The 20,756-nt window shown below is 64.8% G+C and carries 11 protein-coding genes; 5 read left to right on the forward strand and 6 right to left on the reverse strand.

What is annotated here, in order from left to right; translation table 11 throughout:
• The first annotated feature begins 9 nt into the window (after nucleotides 1–9).
• Genes HDA44_RS15830 through HDA44_RS15845 form a run of 4 tightly spaced genes read left to right on the forward strand, consistent with a single transcriptional unit; the run spans nucleotide 10 to nucleotide 6,708 of the window.
• Nucleotides 10–1,284 carry a serine/threonine-protein kinase gene (locus tag HDA44_RS15830; protein ID WP_184835124.1) on the forward strand — a complete coding sequence of 425 codons (1,275 nt, stop codon included), beginning with the start codon at nucleotides 10–12 and terminating at the stop codon, nucleotides 1,282–1,284.
• Entirely contained in the window at nucleotides 1,281–3,362 is a 2,082-nt protein-coding gene (locus HDA44_RS15835; RefSeq protein ID WP_184835126.1) for an N-6 DNA methylase, read from the forward strand. The genes HDA44_RS15830 and HDA44_RS15835 overlap by 4 nt, the downstream gene beginning before the upstream one ends.
• Complete coding sequence (locus HDA44_RS15840) at nucleotides 3,353–5,218, forward strand: ATP-dependent nuclease (RefSeq protein WP_184835128.1); 1,866 nt, start codon at nucleotides 3,353–3,355, stop codon at nucleotides 5,216–5,218. Before HDA44_RS15835 ends, HDA44_RS15840 begins: the two co-directional genes overlap by 10 nt.
• Nucleotides 5,215–6,708, forward strand: coding sequence for a UvrD-helicase domain-containing protein (locus HDA44_RS15845; RefSeq protein WP_184835130.1), 1,494 nt, complete (start codon nucleotides 5,215–5,217; stop codon nucleotides 6,706–6,708). The genes HDA44_RS15840 and HDA44_RS15845 overlap by 4 nt, the downstream gene beginning before the upstream one ends.
• A 72-nt stretch (nucleotides 6,709–6,780) precedes the next feature.
• Here the strand turns inward: HDA44_RS15845 and HDA44_RS15850 are convergent, their stop codons facing one another.
• From HDA44_RS15850 to HDA44_RS15860, 3 genes are read right to left on the reverse strand one after another with little or no spacing between them, the layout of a single operon-like run.
• Nucleotides 6,781–7,569 (reverse strand): hypothetical protein, encoded by a 789-nt coding sequence (locus HDA44_RS15850; RefSeq protein WP_184835132.1) that lies wholly within the window; start codon nucleotides 7,567–7,569, stop codon nucleotides 6,781–6,783.
• The gene (locus HDA44_RS15855; protein ID WP_184835134.1) at nucleotides 7,511–8,074 is read right to left on the reverse strand and encodes a hypothetical protein; all 564 of its coding nucleotides are present in this window, start codon (nucleotides 8,072–8,074) and stop codon (nucleotides 7,511–7,513) included. The genes HDA44_RS15850 and HDA44_RS15855 overlap by 59 nt, the downstream gene beginning before the upstream one ends.
• Nucleotides 8,058–8,360: a hypothetical protein gene (locus HDA44_RS15860; RefSeq protein ID WP_184835136.1), complete on the reverse strand. Its 303-nt coding sequence runs from the start codon at nucleotides 8,358–8,360 to the stop codon at nucleotides 8,058–8,060. The genes HDA44_RS15855 and HDA44_RS15860 overlap by 17 nt, the downstream gene beginning before the upstream one ends.
• 351 nt (nucleotides 8,361–8,711) lie before the next feature.
• On the opposite strand from HDA44_RS15860, the gene mobF reads away from it, so the two are divergent.
• A complete protein-coding gene (gene mobF, locus HDA44_RS15865; protein WP_184835138.1) occupies nucleotides 8,712–12,341 on the forward strand; it encodes a MobF family relaxase in 3,630 nt (1,209 codons plus the stop codon).
• 153 nt (nucleotides 12,342–12,494) lie between these two features.
• Here the strand turns inward: mobF and HDA44_RS15870 are convergent, their stop codons facing one another.
• From HDA44_RS15870 to HDA44_RS15880, 3 genes are all read right to left on the reverse strand, one after another.
• Nucleotides 12,495–12,944, reverse strand: a complete 450-nt coding sequence (locus HDA44_RS15870; RefSeq protein WP_184835140.1) for a hypothetical protein — start codon at nucleotides 12,942–12,944, stop codon at nucleotides 12,495–12,497.
• A gap of 456 nt (nucleotides 12,945–13,400) precedes the next feature.
• Entirely contained in the window at nucleotides 13,401–14,054 is a 654-nt protein-coding gene (locus HDA44_RS15875; protein WP_184835142.1) for a hypothetical protein, read from the reverse strand.
• Nucleotides 14,051–20,677, reverse strand: a complete 6,627-nt coding sequence (locus HDA44_RS15880; RefSeq protein ID WP_337906034.1) for a DNRLRE domain-containing protein — start codon at nucleotides 20,675–20,677, stop codon at nucleotides 14,051–14,053. Before HDA44_RS15880 ends, HDA44_RS15875 begins: the two co-directional genes overlap by 4 nt.
• Nucleotides 20,678–20,756: the final 79 nt, after the last annotated feature.

A 20,756-nucleotide genomic window follows, 5' to 3' on the forward strand; every position in this document is an offset into this window, starting at 1 on the left:
GGGCAGACCATGTCGTTGGAAGTGCTGGGCGGCAACTACGCGCTGCGACGAGTCCTCGGGTCCGGAGCCGTCGCGACCGTTTACCTCGCGCACGACATCACGCTCGAGCGATCAGTCGCGATCAAACGGGTCAGCCCGGAGAACGCGTCGCCGCAGCACGAGCAGCGGCTGCGGCGGGAGGCACACGCGATGGCGGCGCTGAGCGGATGCCGTCAGGTTCCGCAGATCCATGCGCTTGGCGACGCGGACGGCCGTATGTACCTGGTGCTGGAGTACATCGACGGTTCGACCGTCAAGGAGTACATAAGCCGGCATCACCCAGTGGCAATCGACGCCGCAGTCTCGATCATCACCCAGGTCGCTACCGCGTTGGCAGCGGCTCACGCACAAGACCTCATCCACCGCGACATCAAACCCGCGAATCTCATGATCGCGGTCGACGGGACCCTGAAGGTCCTCGACTTCGGCGTCGTCGCGGTGTCCGATCCGGAGGCCGTACGGCTGACCGAGACCGGACACACGCCCGGCACGACCGCCTATATGGCTCCCGAGATCGCTCATTCCGGCATGGCGGGGCCGGAGGCAGACCTGTACTCGCTGGGTTGCGTTCTCTTCGAACTCCTGACCGGCCAGCTCGTCTTCAACGCACCGACACCCCAGGCGATGATGCAGAAGCACATCGAAACAGTCCCGCGGTCTGTACACCAACTTCGCGCCGATGTGCCGAACTGGCTCGGCGACCTGACCGCCCAACTGCTGGCCAAGCTTCCGGCACACCGGCCGGCACAGGCCCTTGACGTGATCGACATTCTCGAGCCGCACCTCCCCGTGTACGGCTCGGGCGCTGATCGGCTATGCGGCAGTCCGGATCCGACGAGGCCGTTCCGTGAGCCGTTCCGGCCAATCGAGCAACAGGTCGACCCGCCGTTGCAGGTGCGACGCGCCCGACGACGGCAGACACCCATGCGGCGAACCGATCTCGTTGACGCGCTTGCGGAAGCCAACGCCCTGACCAGCGCCGGCGATCTGCCCGGAGCCCGGCAGGTGATCGACCAGTGCCTTCGCTGGGCCAGCGGTCAGCTCGGTAGCCTCGACCCGCAGGTCCTGTCGTTACGCCTGAGCAGGGCGCACCTGCTACTCGTGATGGATGCCGCTGCAGACGCGTTGATCAGCTATCAGGAGCTTCGGCCGGACCTCGTTCAGCGATTCGGGCCACACAGCTCGGAGGTCCAGGCCGCCGACGACGGCATCGCCGCCTGCTTAGACGTGGAGGACGGATCGTGAACGAGAACACCCCGACTACCGTGACGGCGACGGGAATCGCGCGGATCGCCGGGGTCGGGCGAGCTGCGGTCAGTAACTGGCGACGCCGGTACGCCGACTTTCCACACCCGGTGGCCGGAACCCCCGGGAACCCTGTCTTCGATCTAGACGAGGTCAGCGTCTGGCTCGACGAGCAGGGCAAGGGGTCGAACGTCCCGGCCTTGGAGCTGGTGTGGCGCAGGATCGAAGCCAGAGGATCTGGACACGTCGCCGAGTCCCTTGCACAGATCGGGACGGTTCTGCTTGTGGACACCGACGACTGGCCAGAGGCACCGCTCAGTGCCGACGCGCTGCGCGAGCAACTGTCGACGACGCAAGGACCCGACGCAACATTGTTGTCGGAAGGCCTGCCGGACAGTTGGACGTCTACCGACGAGGACCTCCTCAAGTCGGTAGCGTCGCTGACCTCAGAGTATTCAAACGCCGATCTCTTCGAGCAACTGCACGAGCGGTACGTCTCTTCTCGGTCGTCGATGAGCGTCGAAGAGACAACCGACGCAACCGCTGAGCTGATGCTCACCCTAGCTACCCCCGGAGCCGGGCCTACGGTGTTCGACTTTGCCTGCGGCACCGGAACCCTTCTCAGAACCGCCTGCGCACGCGCGATGGCGAGCGGCCACGCCGTGCGAGTGTTCGGGCAGGACGCCAGCAAGGCCCACGCCAGGATTGCCTTCGCTCGGTTGGCATTGCTTGCCCAGCAAACCAACAGCCCGATCGAACTGAGGATCCGGGCAGGCGACTCGCTGACTGCTGACGCCGATCCCGGGCTGACGGTCGATACGGTTGTGTGCAACCCGCCGTTCGGTATCCAGGACTGGGGGCACGAGCTCCTCGCAATCGACGAGCGCTGGGAGTACGGCGGCCTTCCGCCGCGCACCGAACCCGAACTCGCCTGGGTGCAGCACGCACTGGCCCACCTGAAGCCCGGCGGCCGCGCTGCTCTTCTCATGCCTCCAGCGGCGGCGAGCAGATCCGCGGGCCGTCAGATTCGGACCGAACTGCTCCGCCGCGGCAGGCTACGAGCTGTCCTCGCCCTTCCCGCCGGAGCCGTCCGCGGCACGAGCGTCGGACCGCACCTGTGGCTCCTCGAGCACCCCACGGCCGAGCCCGACAACCACCAGGTCCTGCTTGCCGACCTCACGAACGAGGAACATCTGCAGACGGATCAGCGAAGCACAGCGGCTGCTGCATGGGAATCCGGATCGAGCAGCGGAATCTCGCACGATGTAGCGGACTGGTTCTCGGTTCTCGATCTCCTCGAGGGCCAGGTCGACCTGACTCCGGGGCGCAGACTCCGCCGACCGCCACCCGCACGAGCGGACAGCGAGTCCGTCATCAAAACTCTTGATGAGCTGCGGTTCCAGACGGCGAATGTCACCGCTCTGCTCCCGGAAAGCCTACGGCCATCAGCGGCAAGCGCCGACAATCTGCAACTCATGTCCGTGGGCACGTTGCTACGTCATCGTGTGGTGGCGCTGCATCGCGGCCGTGCACCGCAGGTCGACCTGACGAGCGGACCGGCCATCGTATCGCAGGATGTGAGCAGGGGCAAAGGTCCAAGCGGGCGAGCGTCGGCCGATGGACTCCTCATCGCTACGAACGACATCCTGATTCCCGCGATCGCCGAAGGAGTCGTCGCCCGGGTGGCAACACCTGACCAGATCGGAGCGCTCCTCGGATCGGGCGTTCATCTGCTCAGGGTCGACCCCGCGCAGCTCGATCCCTGGTACGTGGCCGGCATGCTCGCAAGTCGGAGCAACGCCCATCAGGCAGGAATGGTCCTGACGCCGACCCGAGGGACGACTCGGGTCGACGTGAAACGACTACAGATCCCTTTGCTGCCACTCCAGCGCCAGCACGAGTACGGCACCGCGTTCCGGCAATTGACAGCCCTGGAGAGCCAACTTTCCAGGACCCAGGCGGCCGGCGCCGAGGCACTCCGCGCTCTGGCTGACGGCCTGACCGAGCTTTCATTGGATCCGCAAGACCTGAGTCGATTGAGTCACGATCCAGATCACAAGGAGAACGGATGCATCTGAGCAGACTTCGCGTCCAGGGCCTACGAGCCACCGCGCTCGGGGACCTGGAAGTCAACTTTCCTGGACGGTTCAGCGTGCTGATCGGCGCGAACGGCGCTGGCAAGACAACCGTGAGCGAAGCTCTCTATCTCAGCCACCACAAGACGTTTCCCAACGTGCAGCCCCCTTCGGCATCGACCCTGGGACCGCCGGAACGCACAGTTGAGGTCGACTACTCTTTCGCGTCCGAGGGATTAGTCGAGGGACCGCTGGGGGCAAGCCTCCAGGCGCAGAGCGGCCGCAACGCCCCTGGAACTCTGGCCGCCAGCTGGTCCCGAACTCTTCGCCGCAATCTGGGGAGAGTACGAGCCGAGACAATCGTTGGGGATCAGGCCGAGGACGCATTCCTGCTGGTGTACCTCCCGGCGTCACGCAATCCACTCGACGAGCTGGCCCGACGGGAGGCAAGGATCCTCGTCGAGCTACTGCGAGCGCAGCAGCAGAACAGAGGACGAGGTCGCGACCTGACATCGCTCCGCTCCCGTGCTTCCGTCTTACTGGAGCAACTTGCAACGGACGGACTGCTGACGGGCCTGGAGGATCGAGTCGGCGAGCATCTCCGAGCACTTTCGGCCGGTGTGAGCAGGAACTGGCCCTACATCCGTGGTCAGGTGGTCGACGACCGGTATCTTGCGCGCGTACTGGAGCTCATGCTTGCCACCATCGAGGGCCGCGAGCACGCGTTGCCCCTGGAGGCTGTCGGACTCGGCTACGTCAATCTGCTGCACATCGCCGTGACGCTCGCGGCCATCCCGGACTCCCGTCCGGCAGAATCAGCCGGGGATCAACAGGAGGAACCGGAGCAGTCGACAGAACTCGAGAACGCCGAGGAACGACTCCGCCAGGCCCAGGCCGAGAGCGAAAGCCGTGAGGACTCGTTCTTCCCGGACGGCCCGTTCCACGTCACTTTGGTGATCGAGGAGCCGGAGGCGCATCTCCACCCACAGCTCCAGCATTCGTTCACCCGCTACCTCCGCCGTGAGGTCCAGCGCCGGCCGGAACTTCAGGTCATCCTCTCGACGCACGCCACCGACGTGATCACCTCATGCGATCCCGAGGAGATTGTCGTCGTACGACGCGATCGATCCGGCCGGAATCTCTCGCGGACCATCGCCGCCTTGCCGATCACAGACCGAGAGGACGTGTTGCGCAAGACCCGGCTGCACCTGGATGCCAGTCGCTCGGCGGCGCTCTTTGCTGAGCGACTGCTGCTCGTCGAAGGGGTGACCGAGGCAGCGGTCATCCGTGAGTTCGGCTGGATCTGGGCTGGCGACGACCCGGACAAACAGGCCTTCGTCGACGCTTTGAGCATCGTCGCGATGGGGACGAAGGTCGGCGCATGGGCGGTCCGGCTGCTCGCCACCAGGAACCACGAGCTCTGCAACCGGATCGCGGTGCTGCGCGACACCGATCTCGCGTTCGACCAGACGCCTAGCCAGCCGGCCTGGGCCGATGAGCATGACCCCGACGTCGTGCTCATCGCGCAGAGCCACCCAACGCTCGAGCCCGAGTTGACCGACGGCAACGAGGCGTTGGTCGCCGATGCACTGTCGGAGCTGGACGGACTGGACGTGCCGGCCCAGGTGACGGCGGAATCGGTGCATGAGCTCTTCCGCAGCGCGCGTAAGCCCAAGGATGCTCCTGCGACGCCTGCAGGACCTGCTGCGAGGCGCAAGGGTGAATTCGCACTCGCGCTAGCCGGGCAACTGAGAGATGCACGCACCACCGGAACAGCGGTCAGGGTGCCCGAGCCGATCGAGAAAGTGCTGGACTTCCTCTACATGACGGCGGACTCAGACATCACGGTCGGGTCATGACGCAAACCGCTGGGACCTCGCTGACTGTCGAGCAGCGGCTCGCTGCTGGCGTTCTGGAATCGCGCCTCTTCATCGAGGCGGGTCCTGGCACGGGTAAGACAACCGTCGCAGCTCAGCGATTCGGTGTCCACCGCTTCGATCCGAGGGCACGTACTGACACACGGGCTGTGGTTGCAGTCAGCTTCACCAGGGCGGCGACGCTCACACTGGCACGTCGCGTCAAGCGATTCTGGGGATCCCGCGCACTCACGTGGCCACATCGGATCGTGACCCTCGACACGATCATGTCCGATCTGGTCGGCGACCTGTTGCACGCCGGGCTCCTCCGCTGGCCGAACGGCCACAAGGATCTCCAGGTCGAGGACAGTTGGGCATCCTTCAGCGGCACCACGCGGAACAGGACGGCGTACCGGCTGACCATCGAGCACGGACAGGTCGTCATCCGACGCTATTTCACGCAGTCGCACCACTACACAGTCCCCGCGACGGTGAGCCTGCCTCTCTTGGACCAGGGAATCTGTACGCATGACGACGTTCGTGACGTCCTGAAGCAGGCCATCGCGGACCCTACGGTCGCCGCCCATGTGCGTGCCCGTCTGGCCACGAGCACTCGGGCGCTCATCGTCGACGAAGTCTTCGACGCCAACGACCTGGACATCGCGATCATCGAATTCGCTGTCGAGGCAGGGATCGCGGTCACCCTGGTCGGAGATCCGTGGCAGGCTCTGTATGTCTTCCGCGGCGCCCGGCCAGACGTCGTGCCCCTCCTACTCGACCGCCACGAGTTTCGCAGGCTGGCCCTCACCGAGTCGTTCCGTTGGCGCGAACCATCGCAACGACAACTGGCCGAGGACCTCCGCGCCGGGCGTGGAGTCACTCTCCCGATCAGCGATGACACCAGTGCGGTCGACGTCGTCCTGGCCCTGCAGTGGAAGCCGATGTGGGAGCTCGGTCCAGAAGTCCTTCCGCTGGCATTCCACGGTTTCAAGGGTGGCCAGGAGGAAGCAGCCGCGACCCTGCTGCTGAACCACGCGACCAGGAACATCTTCAGCCTGGACGCGACATACCTCAACGACAGCCTGACGGCACTGGCGATCTCTGACCGCGACCTCCCCCGGCGCATCGAACCCGCACTGCAGGCGATCATCGAGACACTCCGGCCGGGAACCAGGGCAAGTATCCGTGCCGCGTACGTGCAACTCAGCGAGCTTGTCGCAGCCATCTCTCCAAGACGTCTACGCAAACCGCACGCCAGTCACACAGGACGACTTGCGCTTATCCAGGAGCGACTTGGCTTCGCAGGCCGCCCGGTCCCGGGTCTCACGACGCACCAGGCCAAGGGCAGGGAATGGGACACAGTCGGAATCAGATTGTCCCCGGATGAGCAACGGCGCCTCGCCAACGGCCTGAGCGTCGAGCGCGACACCGATCGGCAACTGTATGTCGCGTGCACTCGCGCTTGCCTACGCACCGCTGAGATCTCCCCCTGAGTCTGCAGGTCGACCGCCTTGCCGCTCTTCGAGTACATCCCGTAGTGGATGCTCAGCAGGATTGACAGCCGACTATGACGGCCGGAAACGGCATGTGGAACACCACCGTGATGGCGAACTGCCACCGGGACAGATCGAGCAGGGCCCATGGCGAGTCCTCAGGCGTCGATCACGGGTGCGTCGGCGGCTGCCTTGGTGAAGCGCGGCGGCGCCGATGGCGAGCAGGGCGATGATGACGATCTGCACGGATTCGACGGCGGCGAATGCGTGTGGGGTGTTGTGCTCGGCGCGCACGAGGTACAGCGTGCCGAGGGTGGACACGCCGAGGGCGAAGCACGACGCCAGATTCGTCCGCACCCACGACAACTGCAGATACTTGAGCCGCCAGGCACCAGGTCGCGCGTGAAACTCACGATCGCGCTTGCCGAGTTCGGGCTTTGGGACGAACAGCCGGCCATGCAGGACCAGCCACGCCACCGTATTCTGCTGCACTGCGGCCACCCGGACTGCTGCATGCATCAGCTCGTCGATCACGACCGCCTGGCGATCGGGGAGTAGCTCACGCGGCCCCTTCAACCGTTGCCCATCGGACAGCCGGCTGCGCAGAGCATGCTCCATATCGCCGGCGGCCTCGCTGTTCGTACCCGACTGATTCATCAGGTCCGTCAGGTGAAGGCAGTAGCCAATGACAGTGCGCACCTGTGCTGTCGTCGACCGAAGGTCGCGGGACACCACACCGCCAGGGCGAGTTGCATCGTGAGTCGATTGCCAGTGCGCGGCTAGCAGAATGACGCGGGACTGTTCATCGACAGTCGCCGCGACGTGTTCGCGCCCGCCGGACATCTCGGTCAGCTGGTGCATGCGGCAACGTTGTCGCGAGCCCAAGCAGTGCGCCTATTGTCGGCGATCCGGGCACACGGTGGAACTCGAGCTTTTCGAGCACATCGACCAGATGTCCGAGCAACAACCGCTTGGTCTCAATATCACCGCTCCGCTGACTCGCGAGCCTCGTAACCGCCGCGCGCGCCGCCAGCGCAGTGATCGACGCAACCTCGGATCGGGCCACGACCAGCCACTCATCCTCGAACGCGTCGCTCGTGCTTCTGTTCTGCGATGCGAGAAGATCGGCTCCAGCACCGAGCGACCTAGCGAGTACGCCGAACGGGCCTTCCGCCCTGGCGCCGCTGGCTCTCGCGTAGTCGGCGGTCGACAACTCGAGACGTAGCCAGCGGAAGTGATGGCGAGCCGCGCTCAACGTCGCCTGCCAGCCGGCGATCAGGTCCGTGTCGTCATCGACAGCGAGGTTGTAGGCAACGACCGCGTCCCGTCTCGCGACTCGCAGCAGGTCTTCATACGTCGAGCGCATCCCGGACCATCCGGGTGTCCTCTCCCGCCGACCTCAAGGCATCCGCCAGGGCAAGGCGCCAGCTCAGCTGGTCGATCGGTACGTCGAGCAGGTCGACTTCGCGAGCCGCTTGGTCGAATAGCCCGGCGGGGTCGGCCTGCAGTTGCCCGTCGTACGGCTCGTATGGCGCGCCCAACAACTGGACACAGCGAAACCGGCTGAAGGCCGTCATTGCCCAGCGTTCGCCCGGTCGTGTTGCCTCCAGCATCTCGACAATCGCGTCGGCCTGAACGACCAGTTCAGTCACGCGTCTCGGAACTTCGAAGTAGTTCATGGAATCCCTTCCGTCACAGTGAAAGATGCGCCGAACCTGCAGGTTCTCGATGCGCTGCAGCCAGATCTGTGGACAACCGCCTCGGATCCGATGCCGCGCGGGACTTCTGTAGGTTCAACGTTCGGGGCAGGCCTTCAGCTTTGTGCTGACTCAGGACCACACGTCAGCCTGCCGGTGGGCGTGGCTGACGGACCTCAGACCGTTCACACATCTTGCACTTGAGGAGGCGGTGTTTGCCTCTCACGGGACAGATGCGGCCTGTGCTTTCCGTTGAGCGTGTGTGCGAGGGCTTCTAGGGCAGCGGGACGGCCATCGGGTTGGTGGGTGGCCGTGCTGAGTATTCATCGGTTGACTGCTGGGGACGGCTACAAGTATCTGTTGCGGCACATTGCGTCGGGCGATGTTGATCGGCGTATGGTTACGCCGCTCACGGCGTACTACACCGCGTCCGGATACCCGCCTGGGCGATGGATCGGCAGTGGTCTCGCCGGGCTCGGGGATGGCGGGCTCGAGACCGGAAGCGAGGTCACTGAGGATCAGATGGCGGCGCTTTTCGGGCGGGCTGAGGACCCGGTGACTGGTCGTTCGCTTGGCCGGCCGCACGCGGTCTACAAGAGCCCGTCGGAGCTCGTCCGGGAGCGGATCGCTGACCTCGACCCGGCTCTCACCGTGGCTGAGCGCGAGGCGGCGATTGGTCGGATCCGGCATGAGGAGATGCGGCGCAAGTCGAGGCAGGCGGTGGCTGGCTTTGACCTGACGTTCTCCCCTGCCAAGTCTGTGTCGGCGCTCTGGGCTACAAGCGATGTCGGCGTACAGGAGCAGATCGTCGCTGCTCATCATGACGCTGTTCGGGATGTCGTTGCCCTCATCGAATCCCAGGCGGCGTTCACCAGAACCGGCTCGGGCGGAGTCGCGCAGATCGATACGCGCGGTCTTATCGGTGCGGCGTTCGATCACTGGGATACGCGCAGCGGCGACCCGCAGCTACACACCCACGTCGTCGTCGCCAACCGCGTGCAGGGGCCGGATGGAGCGTGGCGGACGCTCGACGGCCGAGTCCTGTACCGCGCGGCTGTGGCGATGTCCGAGGTCCATAACGTCTTCCTCGCCGATAATCTCAGTCGCCGACTCGGCATCAACTGGGAACTGCGCGAACGTGGCTCCCAGCGCAACCCGGCCTTCGAGATCAGCGGCATACCCGACAAACTCATCGCAGAGTTCTCCGCCAGAACCGAACAGATCGAAGCGAACCTCTCCACCCTGCTAGACGGCCGCGAAGGCTCGATTCATCCACCTAGCCGCCGCGAAATATACACCCTGCGGCAACAGGCAACCCTGATGAATCGTCCACCCAAGCACGCAGCCAATCCCCTGGCAGACCTGATGGCCCACTGGCAGAAGCGCGCAGAACTGGCTATCGGCCGCGACGCGCTTGCCAGCATCGAAAGCACGCTCCAGCAGGCCAGCGGCTGTCACCTCGGCGCTGCTGACCTGAGTCCAGAAACCATCGAGGCGTACGGCGCGGCCACCGTTCTGACACTGCAATCCAAGCGCGCGACCTGGACCCGCTGGAACCTCCTCGCCGAAGCTGCCCGGCAAACACGGCTGCTCCGACTCAGCTCAGCCGCCGAGCGCACGACCGTACTCGAAAGAATCATCCAATCCGCCGAGCAGTACTCCATCAATCTGACCGCCCCAGAACTCATCCCGACACCGGCCACACGAGCCGACGGCGACAGCGCCTTCACCGTCCACAACGGCCAGATCTACACCTCCCCCGTGATCCTCGGCGCCGAGTCAATCCTTCTCGAACTCGCCCACGACTCGACAGGCCCAACGATCGACCACGACGCGATACGGACGGTGGATCTCGGCCCTGACAAGATCCAGGCGCTCCATCGGATCGCCACCAGCGGGCAGAAGGTCGAGGCGTTGATCGGCCCGGCCGGCACCGGCAAGACCAGACTCCTGGCAGCCCTGACGGCCAACTGGACCGCGGCCAACGGCGACGGCTCCATCATCGCGCTCGCACCATCGTCGGCCGCCTCGACCGTCCTCGCCGACGCGATCGGTGTCCCGACCGAGAACATCGCCAAATGGATACACGAATCCCTGGGCCTCGGCGCCGAGCAGCGAAACGAACAGATCCGGCATACCGCCCACGCAGCACACCACGCCAACCAAACCCGGCGCCGGCGACGCCACCAACGACTCGCCATCCACCTCGCAGCCCTCCACACCGACCGCGACCGATGGCAGTTCCGCAAGAACCAGCTCGTCATCATCGACGAAGCCTCCATGGCCGGCACCATCGACCTCGCCGCCCTCGCCCGCGCCGCCGACACCGCAGGCGCCAAACTGCTCCTGGTCGGAGACGACGCCCAACTCTCCGCCGCCGACACCGGCGGCGCCTTCCGCCTCATCGCCCACGCCACCCAAGCCGCCGAACTCACCGACGTGTGGCGCTTCACCACCACCTGGGAACGCGACGCCAGCCTCGCCCTCCGCCACGGCGACCCGTCATCCATCGACGTGTACGACCACCATCATCGACTCACCGCCGGATCAACCGACGCGATGGAAGACGCGGCGTACAAGGCGTGGCTCGCCGACACAAACAGCGGTCAGACCAGCCTTCTTATCGCGGCCGACAACGCCACCGTCGCGCGTCTCAACGCCCGCGCCCAGCTCGATCGCATCACCACCGGTCACGTGGAACCCGGCGGCGTCGAACTCCACACCGGCAGCCACGCCGGCCTCGGCGACCAGATCGTGACCCGCCTCAACAACCGCCGCATCCCCTACGGCACCAGCAACTACGTCAAGAACGGCGACCACTGGACCGTCATCCACCGCTGGCCAGACGGCTCCCTCACCGTTCAGAACGATGCCGGCCAAACCGTGTCCCTTCCCAGCAGCTACGTCCGTACATCCGTCGAACTCGCGTACGCCACCACTGCCCACCGAGCCCAAGGCACCACCGTCGACACCGCCCACCTCGTCGTCACCGACCAACTCACCCGAGCCCTCATGTACGTCGGCATGACCCGCGGCCAACACACCAACCACGCCTACATCGCAACCCACCACGCCGCGTCCGACCTCCACGAACCCCACCCAGAACAAACAATGCAAGACCTCCTCGAAGCCATCCTCCACAACCCCGGCATCGAACAAGCCGCCCACGAAGTACTACGCCAACAACTCGACAACGCCACCAGACTCGACCGCCTCGTCCCAATCCACGAACACCTCTGCCAACAAGACGCCCGCACCCGCTACCACGAAGCAGCAACACGCAGCGGCCTCAACGCCAGCGACCAAACCGCCCTCGAAGCATCACCCGCGTACGGCGCCCTCGTCGCCGAACTCCGCCGCGCCGAATCCATCAACCTCAACCCAGCACAACTCCTCCACCAATCCATCAACCAGTCGCCCCTGCACAACGCCGTCGACCTCGCAGCCGTCCTCCACACCAGAGTCGAACGCCTAGTCACCAGGACCATTCACCGCACCGGCAGCCAACCACCCCTGATCGCAGGCCTTGTAACGCCAGCGCACGACGTCAGCGATCCCACCCTGATCACCCAACTGCGCGAACTCGAGATCCAAATCGGCTACCGCGCCGACCAACTGGCCAGAAAAGCAGCCGATGAAGGCGTTGCCTGGCATCAAATGCTCACCTCGCACGTCCGCCTACCAACCGAAGTTGAGCTGGCGCTGACCCGGGAAATCGCCGCCTACAGAGAGCTGTACGGCGTCCACGCCCCAGCCCCTCTCGGCGCCCCACCACCCGAACAAGCAATCGTGCAAAGCAAGCAATACAGCCGCCTCGTCGCACAGCTGGCCACAATCTCCACGACACCGTCCGAACGCAGGTCGGCAAACACCACGCACACCGCTCCAGCGGAAGGTGCAGCCAGCAACCCAATCGACGAGGGCTGCGTGCCATAACGGTCCAGGACTTCTACTCCCGCGGGCAGACTGATGACCGGACAAGCACGCGTCGGCGCACGCGACGTCCCTGCCTTGCAGAGCCCGCAACTGTCGGACAGCTCTAAGTCGTCGTGCCCCCACACGCGAGGATCCACCGCGCCCACCCGAGGATCAGGACAGCCAGCGCCGATCGCCCCGACGGGCCTCCATCTGGCTCGGCTTCCAGAATCCCTTCTTCGGGCGTACCTCCCAGTCACCGTCGAGCACAGCTGCCAGGAAGTCGTAGAGCTCGGATGCCGGCACACTCTCGAAGACATAGTCATCAACCATCACCCGAGCGTCTTCGAGTCCATCGCGGACGGACACAATGATCGGCTCAATGCGATCCGTCGTAACGTAGAAATCCGAGACTTCAGGGGCGGGCTCGACGATCTTCTCCTCCCACAAGAGACCCGGGTGGGTCTGCGACAGGCGAAGCAAATCGTCGAGGAACCCGCCGCGTGTCAACGCCATGGCCCATGCCAGAGGTCGAACTTCCAGCCGTTGAGCTTCATTCTGAAGACCGTCCTTGCTTTCATACCGCTGACCTTGACCGATCGCCGACTCCAGCCGGTCGCCCATCGTTCTTGCCGGGTCAATTCAGGACTCCGGGCTTCGACGAACCCCGAGTACTTGTTGCCAAATCAGTGCACGTCGAACCATGAAGTCGACCTAGTTGCGCCCGCGCCAGAAGGCCAGGAGCACGCCCGCGTCCAACCGCATTCTGGATGCCTCGGTCAAGCCACACCTCACCGGCATGTCGCAGCATGTCGAGGACGGTTCGGCGTACAAGTACCGGCGCCACTCGAGACGAGACCGTCACGCCGGGAACGCCAGCACGCCATCATTCTGACCTCCAGATGCCCAGAGCACTCGCCAGACGAACATGCACACCCACTTGCTGAAACCATGCAACCTTCATCTACAACTCCGCCGTTGGGCCAGGTGGACAACTGACACATCGAAGTCAGGTAGGAGGTTGGCGCCACCGTGCGCAAGATGGCGCCACCCTCCTCCTACACGCAACCGAACAGTCGTTCAGTCTTCCTCGCGGACGATCCGGACTACCCACCTGGCGGCCGTGGCCGATGTCTCCATATCAAGGACGCTGTCCATCCCCTCGTCGGACAACAATTCCTCGAGGTCCTCCTCATAGCGACGAAACAACTCAGGCAGCTGTGCTTCTTCAACGTCCGGCGGAAAATCCCGGGTGATCACAAAGCAATCCCCGGGCTCCTCGTCATACGGCGCCGGATCCTCGATCAACGGCTTCAACGGAACCGTCTGGAGCCCAGCAGCCTCACCAGCCCTCGGCAACTGCCCGAACTTCTTCCGCTCACCAACAAGCGCGAACGCCTCGAGCACAACCGGTCTGAGGTGATCCTTGATCTCCCCGACCGAGGCAGTCTCCAACTCAGGCCACACCAGCGACAACGACGGCGTGAGCAAACGTCCTGTCTCACCGATCTTGCGCCGCGCCCGCCCGCGCTTGTCGGAGCGATATTCCAGATGTATCGCGACCCGCTCATAGCCGCCCTGCGCTAGCCAGCGGCCGCCATCAAACTCCGACAGCAACTCGGTCTCCAACTCCCGAAGCGCCGTCCAGGCCCGAGTGTCCGCGACACCGGAGAAGTCAGGCCCGTCTTCTCCGTAACGAGGACCACCGACCAGCTGTAACCATGCGATCGTCATCTGCAACTCTTCCATTGACCTGGTGGACAGGTGCCGTGTCGCCGCCAGTAGGACGCGATGCTTCCATACTCCCACAACCGCGCAGAGGACTTACTCCGGAAATAGCGGATCCTTTTACCAACTTTACATCTTGAGCGCATCATGTACTGGCAGCCAGCGAGTTGCTCATTTGGCCGGCCGCGGTAGTTGGTCTGCGAGGTGATTCCGTATTTCCAAGTGTGCCAGCGGCCGCGGTGGCGATAGTAGATGGTGTAGCCGTACGACTTGCCCTGATAGTTGTTCTTCTTCTTGTTCTTGGACTTACCCTTGGCCTTCTTTGGGTAACTCGGACCTTTTTGTTTGGCTCCCCAGCGGGCACGCCCGCCTTGGGCTGAGCCACGGGCTCCGCCCTTGCCGTAGCCGCCGTTGGAGCTGCCCGCGCGGCCCGCGCTGCTTCCACCCACGCGGCCACCGCCGCTCCGACCACCGGCGACTCCAACAGAGCAGTGACAGAACTCGCCATCGGTGTCGGTTTCGTTGATCGGGTCGAGAGGATATGTGTACGCGGTCGGGTTGCCGCCTTCGACAGGGTCCAGGGAGGTGAACAATCCGGTGACGGGATTGTAGAGCCGAGCACCCATCAGGATGATGCCGGTGTCGGTGGCGGCGCGTTGTTCTGTACCGAGCCAGCCGTAGCGGATCGAGCCGGTTGTGGCGCTGTTGGTCTGGTTGGCATTGCCGTACTCGTCGAAGCTGTTCCAGCCCTCGATCGCGGTCGCCGGTGCCGCCCCCGGCAGGTCGACAGTTGTCACGACGTCGCCACGAGGACCTGCGATGGCGAGTGCGCCTGTCCCGTTGCCGTCGACGATAAGGCTGAGATCGTTGCCGATCAGCTCGGCATAGCGCTGCGTACTGGCGCCTGTGGTGATCCAGGTCGGGTTATCGGAGGCGTCAGTGTAGTGCCGAATGCTTTCGCTTGATCCGGAGCTGCCGGTAGTCGCTTCCGTCGAGCGCCGCCCGGCAGCGTCGAGGGTGTATGTGGTGGAGGTTCCGTTCTGGGTGACGGAGCGGGGTGAGTCGTCGTCGTAGTATCCGATCGTTACCGGTCCATCCACAGGATTCGATGCGTCGCTCGCCGGCACGGTCGTCGTCCGGCCAAGCTGGTCGTAGCTGTAGTTCCCGGCGCCGTTTGCTCCGTTGACAGGCCGATCGGCTGTGTCGAAGACCCGGCTGACGCTGGTGCCGCCTCCGGCCGGGCACACGCCGTCCGGTCCCGAGGTCGCGGTGAATTTGGCGTTGCGGTTGCCGTTGCGGTCGAACCCGTAGGTGCGGGTTACGCAGGGCGTGGCAGTGGGATCGGTAATGTCCACGCCAGTGGCCGTCGCTGTTCGGTCTCGGACCCGGGTGAGGCGGCCGACGGAGTCGTAGCTGTAGGACCGGTCGTATGGGATCGCATCGCCCGCTTGGCCCCGGAAGGCGGACCCCTCTGGGGTCCATTCGTGGCTGACCCGGCCGTTTGCCTCATTGTCAACCGACCATGACATCCATGGCCCATTCGGCTCGACGCTCGTCGAACCGTCGGCACTGGTAGTCGTCACTTGCCCGGTGTAACGCAAGCTGACAGGCTCACCCGCATTATCGAGCTCATGATGCTGAGTGATGCCGCCTGGCAGTTTCTGGGTCATGAGAGCACCATCGGCGTCGTAAGCGCCTGACGATGACCAGGTCGAGCCCGCAGCCGTCACCTCAACCTTGGTTGCCAGACCGCGGCGTTCGGTCTTGCCCGCGGCGTCGACGCCATCGTACGTGTAGCGGGTCGAACCATTGGCATCAGTGATGGTGGCTACCGCGCCACTCGCATCGTACACAGTGGTCGTTGGCTGCTCACCGGACGGTTGATACGTGGTCGGGCGCCCCCAGCCGTCATAGCCTGTGGTCACCGTCCCGCTGACTGAGCCATCACCCGCGATCGAGGAGACCATCGTAGGATCTCCGGTCGCCGCGTCGTACGTGGTGACTTTCTCATTGCTGGGCGTCGATCCGGTGAGACCGACGATCGCTGTCTTCACTGACTGAACCCGGCCGTCCAGCAGATGCTTCGTGGTGGTCGTCCTAGTTACGGCGCCGGACGATTCCACCACGACCTTCGGGGTGAGCAGGTAGTTGAAGGCCGTGGTCGTCGTGACCGGCAGCGTCGGTGTCGAACCTGCCGACGAGGTGGGTTGCGCAGCGACGTAGGACTTGCAGATCAGGCCTGCCCACTGTGGCTTGCCGCCGCAATCAGCGAATGCCGGATTGGCCGCCGTCGTGTAGTAGACCGTTCGAGTCGTGCCCGCATCCGCGCCGCTGGACTCGGCCTGCCGTGTCTCGATCGTCCGGCCTTCGGAGTCGTACCGAGTCACGTGCACCTGATCACCGGTCGTTTCAGACCGCGGCCCGGCCGGATTCGCGTCGAATGACACCGTGCCGGCCAGACCGAGTGCCCAACCGTCCGGCTCACCTGTAACGGCTGCGGTGTAGTCCGTCAGGGTGCGTGAGATCACCTCCTCTGCGCCCGTACCGGGATCGAAGGCCGAAACGGTCTCAGTGGTAGCTGCGCGGTACGGCAGGCTGGTGTCAGGGTTGATGCCACCGTTCGGAGCACCTTCGTCGAAGCTCGTCCGGGTATGCACCCGACTCCATTGGATCGAGCCGTCCCTCAGCGCCGCGTACCGTGCTGGGCCGTAGGTGTCGGTGACCAGCGTCCCGGCCGGGGTCAAGATCGTGTCGCCCGCGGAATTCTTGATGTCAGAGTTGTAAATCGTCAGGCTGGCCAACTGATCGACAGTAGCCCCGGCCGGCATGTTGTTGTCGATCACCAGCCGCAGCGCCCGCTCATCCAACTCACGGATTTCGTTGCCTTGGGCGTCATAATCGGTGGAGGTGTACTGCCAGTCGCCAGCCCCGTACTTCGCTGTATTGATCGCATAGCCTGCGCCGTCGGTGTACTGCAACTCGGCGTACTGCCAATCGTCCGCCGACGGCGACCCGGCAGGCTGACGCTCAGGCCCGAATACCGCGAACCCGTTGGTGGGAATGGCTTTCTGATTCCAGCGACCAACCGATCCGGCCGACAGATCCGGAAGTCCTGGCCCGGTCAGCGGAACGTCGTAGACGAACTTCGCCAACGTCGCCGTACCACCCGCTGGGTCGCCAGCTGGACGCTGCCGTGTCACGCTGTCGAGCTTCGCGCGCTGATCCACCGTCACGTACTGCAACTGATACGGGACCTGACCAGCTGGCTTGACCGAGGTCAAATGGTTCTGAGCGTTGTAGCCGTACTCCGTGGACAAGTTCGACCGTGGGTCGGTCACCTTCGTCAACAGACCGTTGCTGTCATACGTGTACGCGGCGACCTTGACCGAATCCATTCCCGCCCCGCCGGATTTGTCGGGATTGTAGATATCAAGCCATGCCTCGCTCAGCCGAACCTGAGATGCGCCGATCGTCGTGTAGACGAACCGCAACGCCCGGCAACCTGGATTCAGCGTGCCCGTGGCTGGACAGGTAACTCCCGGCGGAGCGGGAGCCATGATCCTGATCACGCGGCCATTGCCGTCGTAGGAATAGGTCGTCTTCGACGCGATCCCTGGCTCAGCGATACCAGCCGGACGGAACGAGACCGCATTGCTCGCAGTCGGCGCCGCTGCAGGCGTCCAGGTAGTGACGGTCCCGTCGTCCTCGATCAGGGACAGCACCGTCGATATCCCCGAACCGGTGACTGTGAACCGGGAACCGTCGAGTTCGGTGTCTTCATCCGCGGGCTCCCAAACCCCGGGCGCTAGCGCGGCCGTCGTCCGCCGCTCTCCTGTCGGCGATTCGAAGACCAGCCCAGAGCCGTCCCCACCGAGCAACGCGATGGTCCCGTCGATCCGCGTCGAGTCGACCACTTCGAACCCTGCCCCGCCCACGTCGGTGCCGTCGAACTGCGCGGTCCAGCCTGGACCGAAGACACCCGTCAAGGAGTTCAGCGCACCCGCGTAGGTGGAATGCGAGCGGGACAACATCAAACTTCCCGAGTAGCCGGGGACCGAGATGTCGGTCTCATCCGTGTTGAACTCGCCCGTCCACAACGCGACCTGCCCAGGACCTGCGCCGGAGGTCGGGTAGCCGTTGCCGAAGGCATGCGGTACGCGCTGCACTGTCGTATCGGGGGTTTGGGACCAGGTGCATTGGCTGGAGGAGGCGTAGGTGAAGCAGACCTGGATGTCCAGTTTCACCGGGACGCGCTCGTTGAGGGTGGTGGGTTGGATTCCGGCGGTGTCGGGGTCGGAGTCGAGGGAGTTGTCGATCTTGGCGTTCATGGTGCCCCAGACCGTGTTCACCGTGACACCGGCCGCGCCGTTGTCGGTGACCGGGAGCGCGGTCGCGTCCTCGGTCCAGCCGACCGTGTCATGCGCAGCGCCGCCATAGCCGGAGGTGCGCCACCGGACCTTCGCGGTCACGGTCGATGACTGGCCTTTCGGCGGACCCGAGGCGGTGATCCGGATCGTGTTCGCCGTCGTGATCCGCAGCTCCGCCGTCGGCGAGGTCATCGCGGAGCCGCCCCAGCCGAAGCTGTACGAGCTCGATGAAGAGAGCGTGCCGGCCGGGGTTTCCGCGGTCGCGGTGATCCGGTGCAAGCCCGGGGTGTTCTTATCGAAAGTCACCGTGGTCTTGGCGACCGCGGGATCGCTCGACGGGGTGATCTTGATCTGGCCAGGTGCACCGCCGGCGAAGTTCGTGGGCAACGGCTGGCCGTCGGCGGTGATCCGGACGTAGCCGGGCGCGTTGTAGCCGGTGCCGGTCGCGGTCACCGTACACACCACGTTCGCCGCCGGCGGGTTGTCCTGCCAGGAATTGATCACGTACGGGGACGGGCACGACACCACCGGGGCGGCCGGTGTCGCGGCGCCGATCCGGAGCCGGGTCTGGTAGCTCGTCCAGGGTCCGTCGACACGGCCGTCGTTCGCCTTCGCCCGGATATACAACAGTGTGTTGTCCGGGAGATCCGTGGCTGGGCGGCAGCCGGCGGTCGTGCCGGAGGCGTACACCGACGACGTACAGGTCCCGACCACGGTGTTCGAGCCGGTCATGAACTCGAACACGTACTTCACCGTGTTCCCGTCCGGGTCAGTCGCCTTGGTGCGTACCCAGGGCCGGCGCGTCGGCGAATACATCGACGACGTGGACTCGCCCGGCGCCGCGTAAGCAACGGCCTCAGTGGTCTCCACCGTCGCAGGCGCGTTCGGGGTCCGGTTCCAGGTGAACGAAATGTACGGATCGGCCGGGCCACCGGAAGCGTAGAACCGCTTCCAGGAGTTCACATCCGCCTCATTCGCCGCGACCAGCGCCAAACCACCGGTCGGGTACGACGCGGTCGACCAGGCCTGCGCCAGGCTCGTCATCGGGATCTCGATCCGGCCACCGGGGCAAGCGGAGGAGAAGCCCTTGGTGGTGTTCAGCGACCCGTACACCGCACCCAAGGTGGGCTGGTTCGCCCAGCGGGTCGCGGTCGACACCGGCTGCACCGCCCGGACATTCACCACCGTCGGGGTACAGGACACGCCGCCGTACTGCCACACCGACAAGAACGACGACAACACGTCCTTGCCCGCGAACGGCGCCGTCGCGAAGTTCATGAACGTCCGCTCCGTCTTCGTACCATTCATCCCCACCCGCAGATCGATCGTTCCCGACAGATCATCGGGATACGCCGACTGCACCCAGGTGTCGAAACTCGGCCGCGTCGTCGACACCTCGTAGGTCGGGTCCACGGTCACCGGGAACACCCGGGCGGGGTCCATGAACCAGGCCGGGTCCGGGGTCAGTACCAGGATCGCCTTGCCCGGGGTCGCCTGCTCGACCGACATCTTCACCGGCACGTTGTTCACCGGCATCTTCGTATGCTCATCGGTGACCCCGTCCCACATCTGGCCCACCGGGATCCGCGACCGGACAACGTTCTTCGCGTCGACGAACTCGACCGCGCCATCCTTGTTCTGGCGTGCGGTCAAACCCTTCGTCCGCAACGGAATCCGCCACACCGGCGCGGTCGCCGGCCGTTCCTTCACAACCAGGTCAGTCTCGAAACCAGTACGGCGCGCATCCAGCTTTAAATCCACGCCTGGCTGCACCTCGGCGTACGTCGCGGTGGTTCCGTCGATCGACGGCTCAGGAAGCTTCCACGGCGCCATCCACTCCACCTGACGACCCGCCCCAGCAGTCGCCGACGCAAAGACACCGCCAGCGGCCGCAGTCCGCTTGCCCAGGTGCAGACCGAACCCGTGGCCGAGAGGCGCGACCATACCGTCGGTACCCTTGGCCAGCGTCAGATCGATCGACCGCCACGCACCTTTAGCGTCCTTGAACCGGACCGGCGCCGCATGCGCCTCAGTCGTCATCGTCCCATCCGGGTTCGCCCACGTCGACGACGTCTCCGACCGCAGCGACTCCACCTCGACCCGAGAACCCTGCGACCGCGCTGACACCACCGCCGACACCAGATCCGGCCGCGAATCCACCTTCGCCGCTTGCGGCTTCGGATCGGCCGCAGGAGCAGCAACCGCCTTCTCTTGCGCCTCCAACCCCGTCACCAGCAATGCGAACGACACCACGATTGCCACCGCACGAGACAGCTGCACGCGGGCACGCCGAGAACGAGACATGACACCCCACCTAACGCCGGCCTCGGACAAGCACCGA

The sequence above is a fragment of the Kribbella solani genome (assembly GCF_014205295.1).
GTDB classification, from domain to species: domain Bacteria; phylum Actinomycetota; class Actinomycetes; order Propionibacteriales; family Kribbellaceae; genus Kribbella; species Kribbella solani.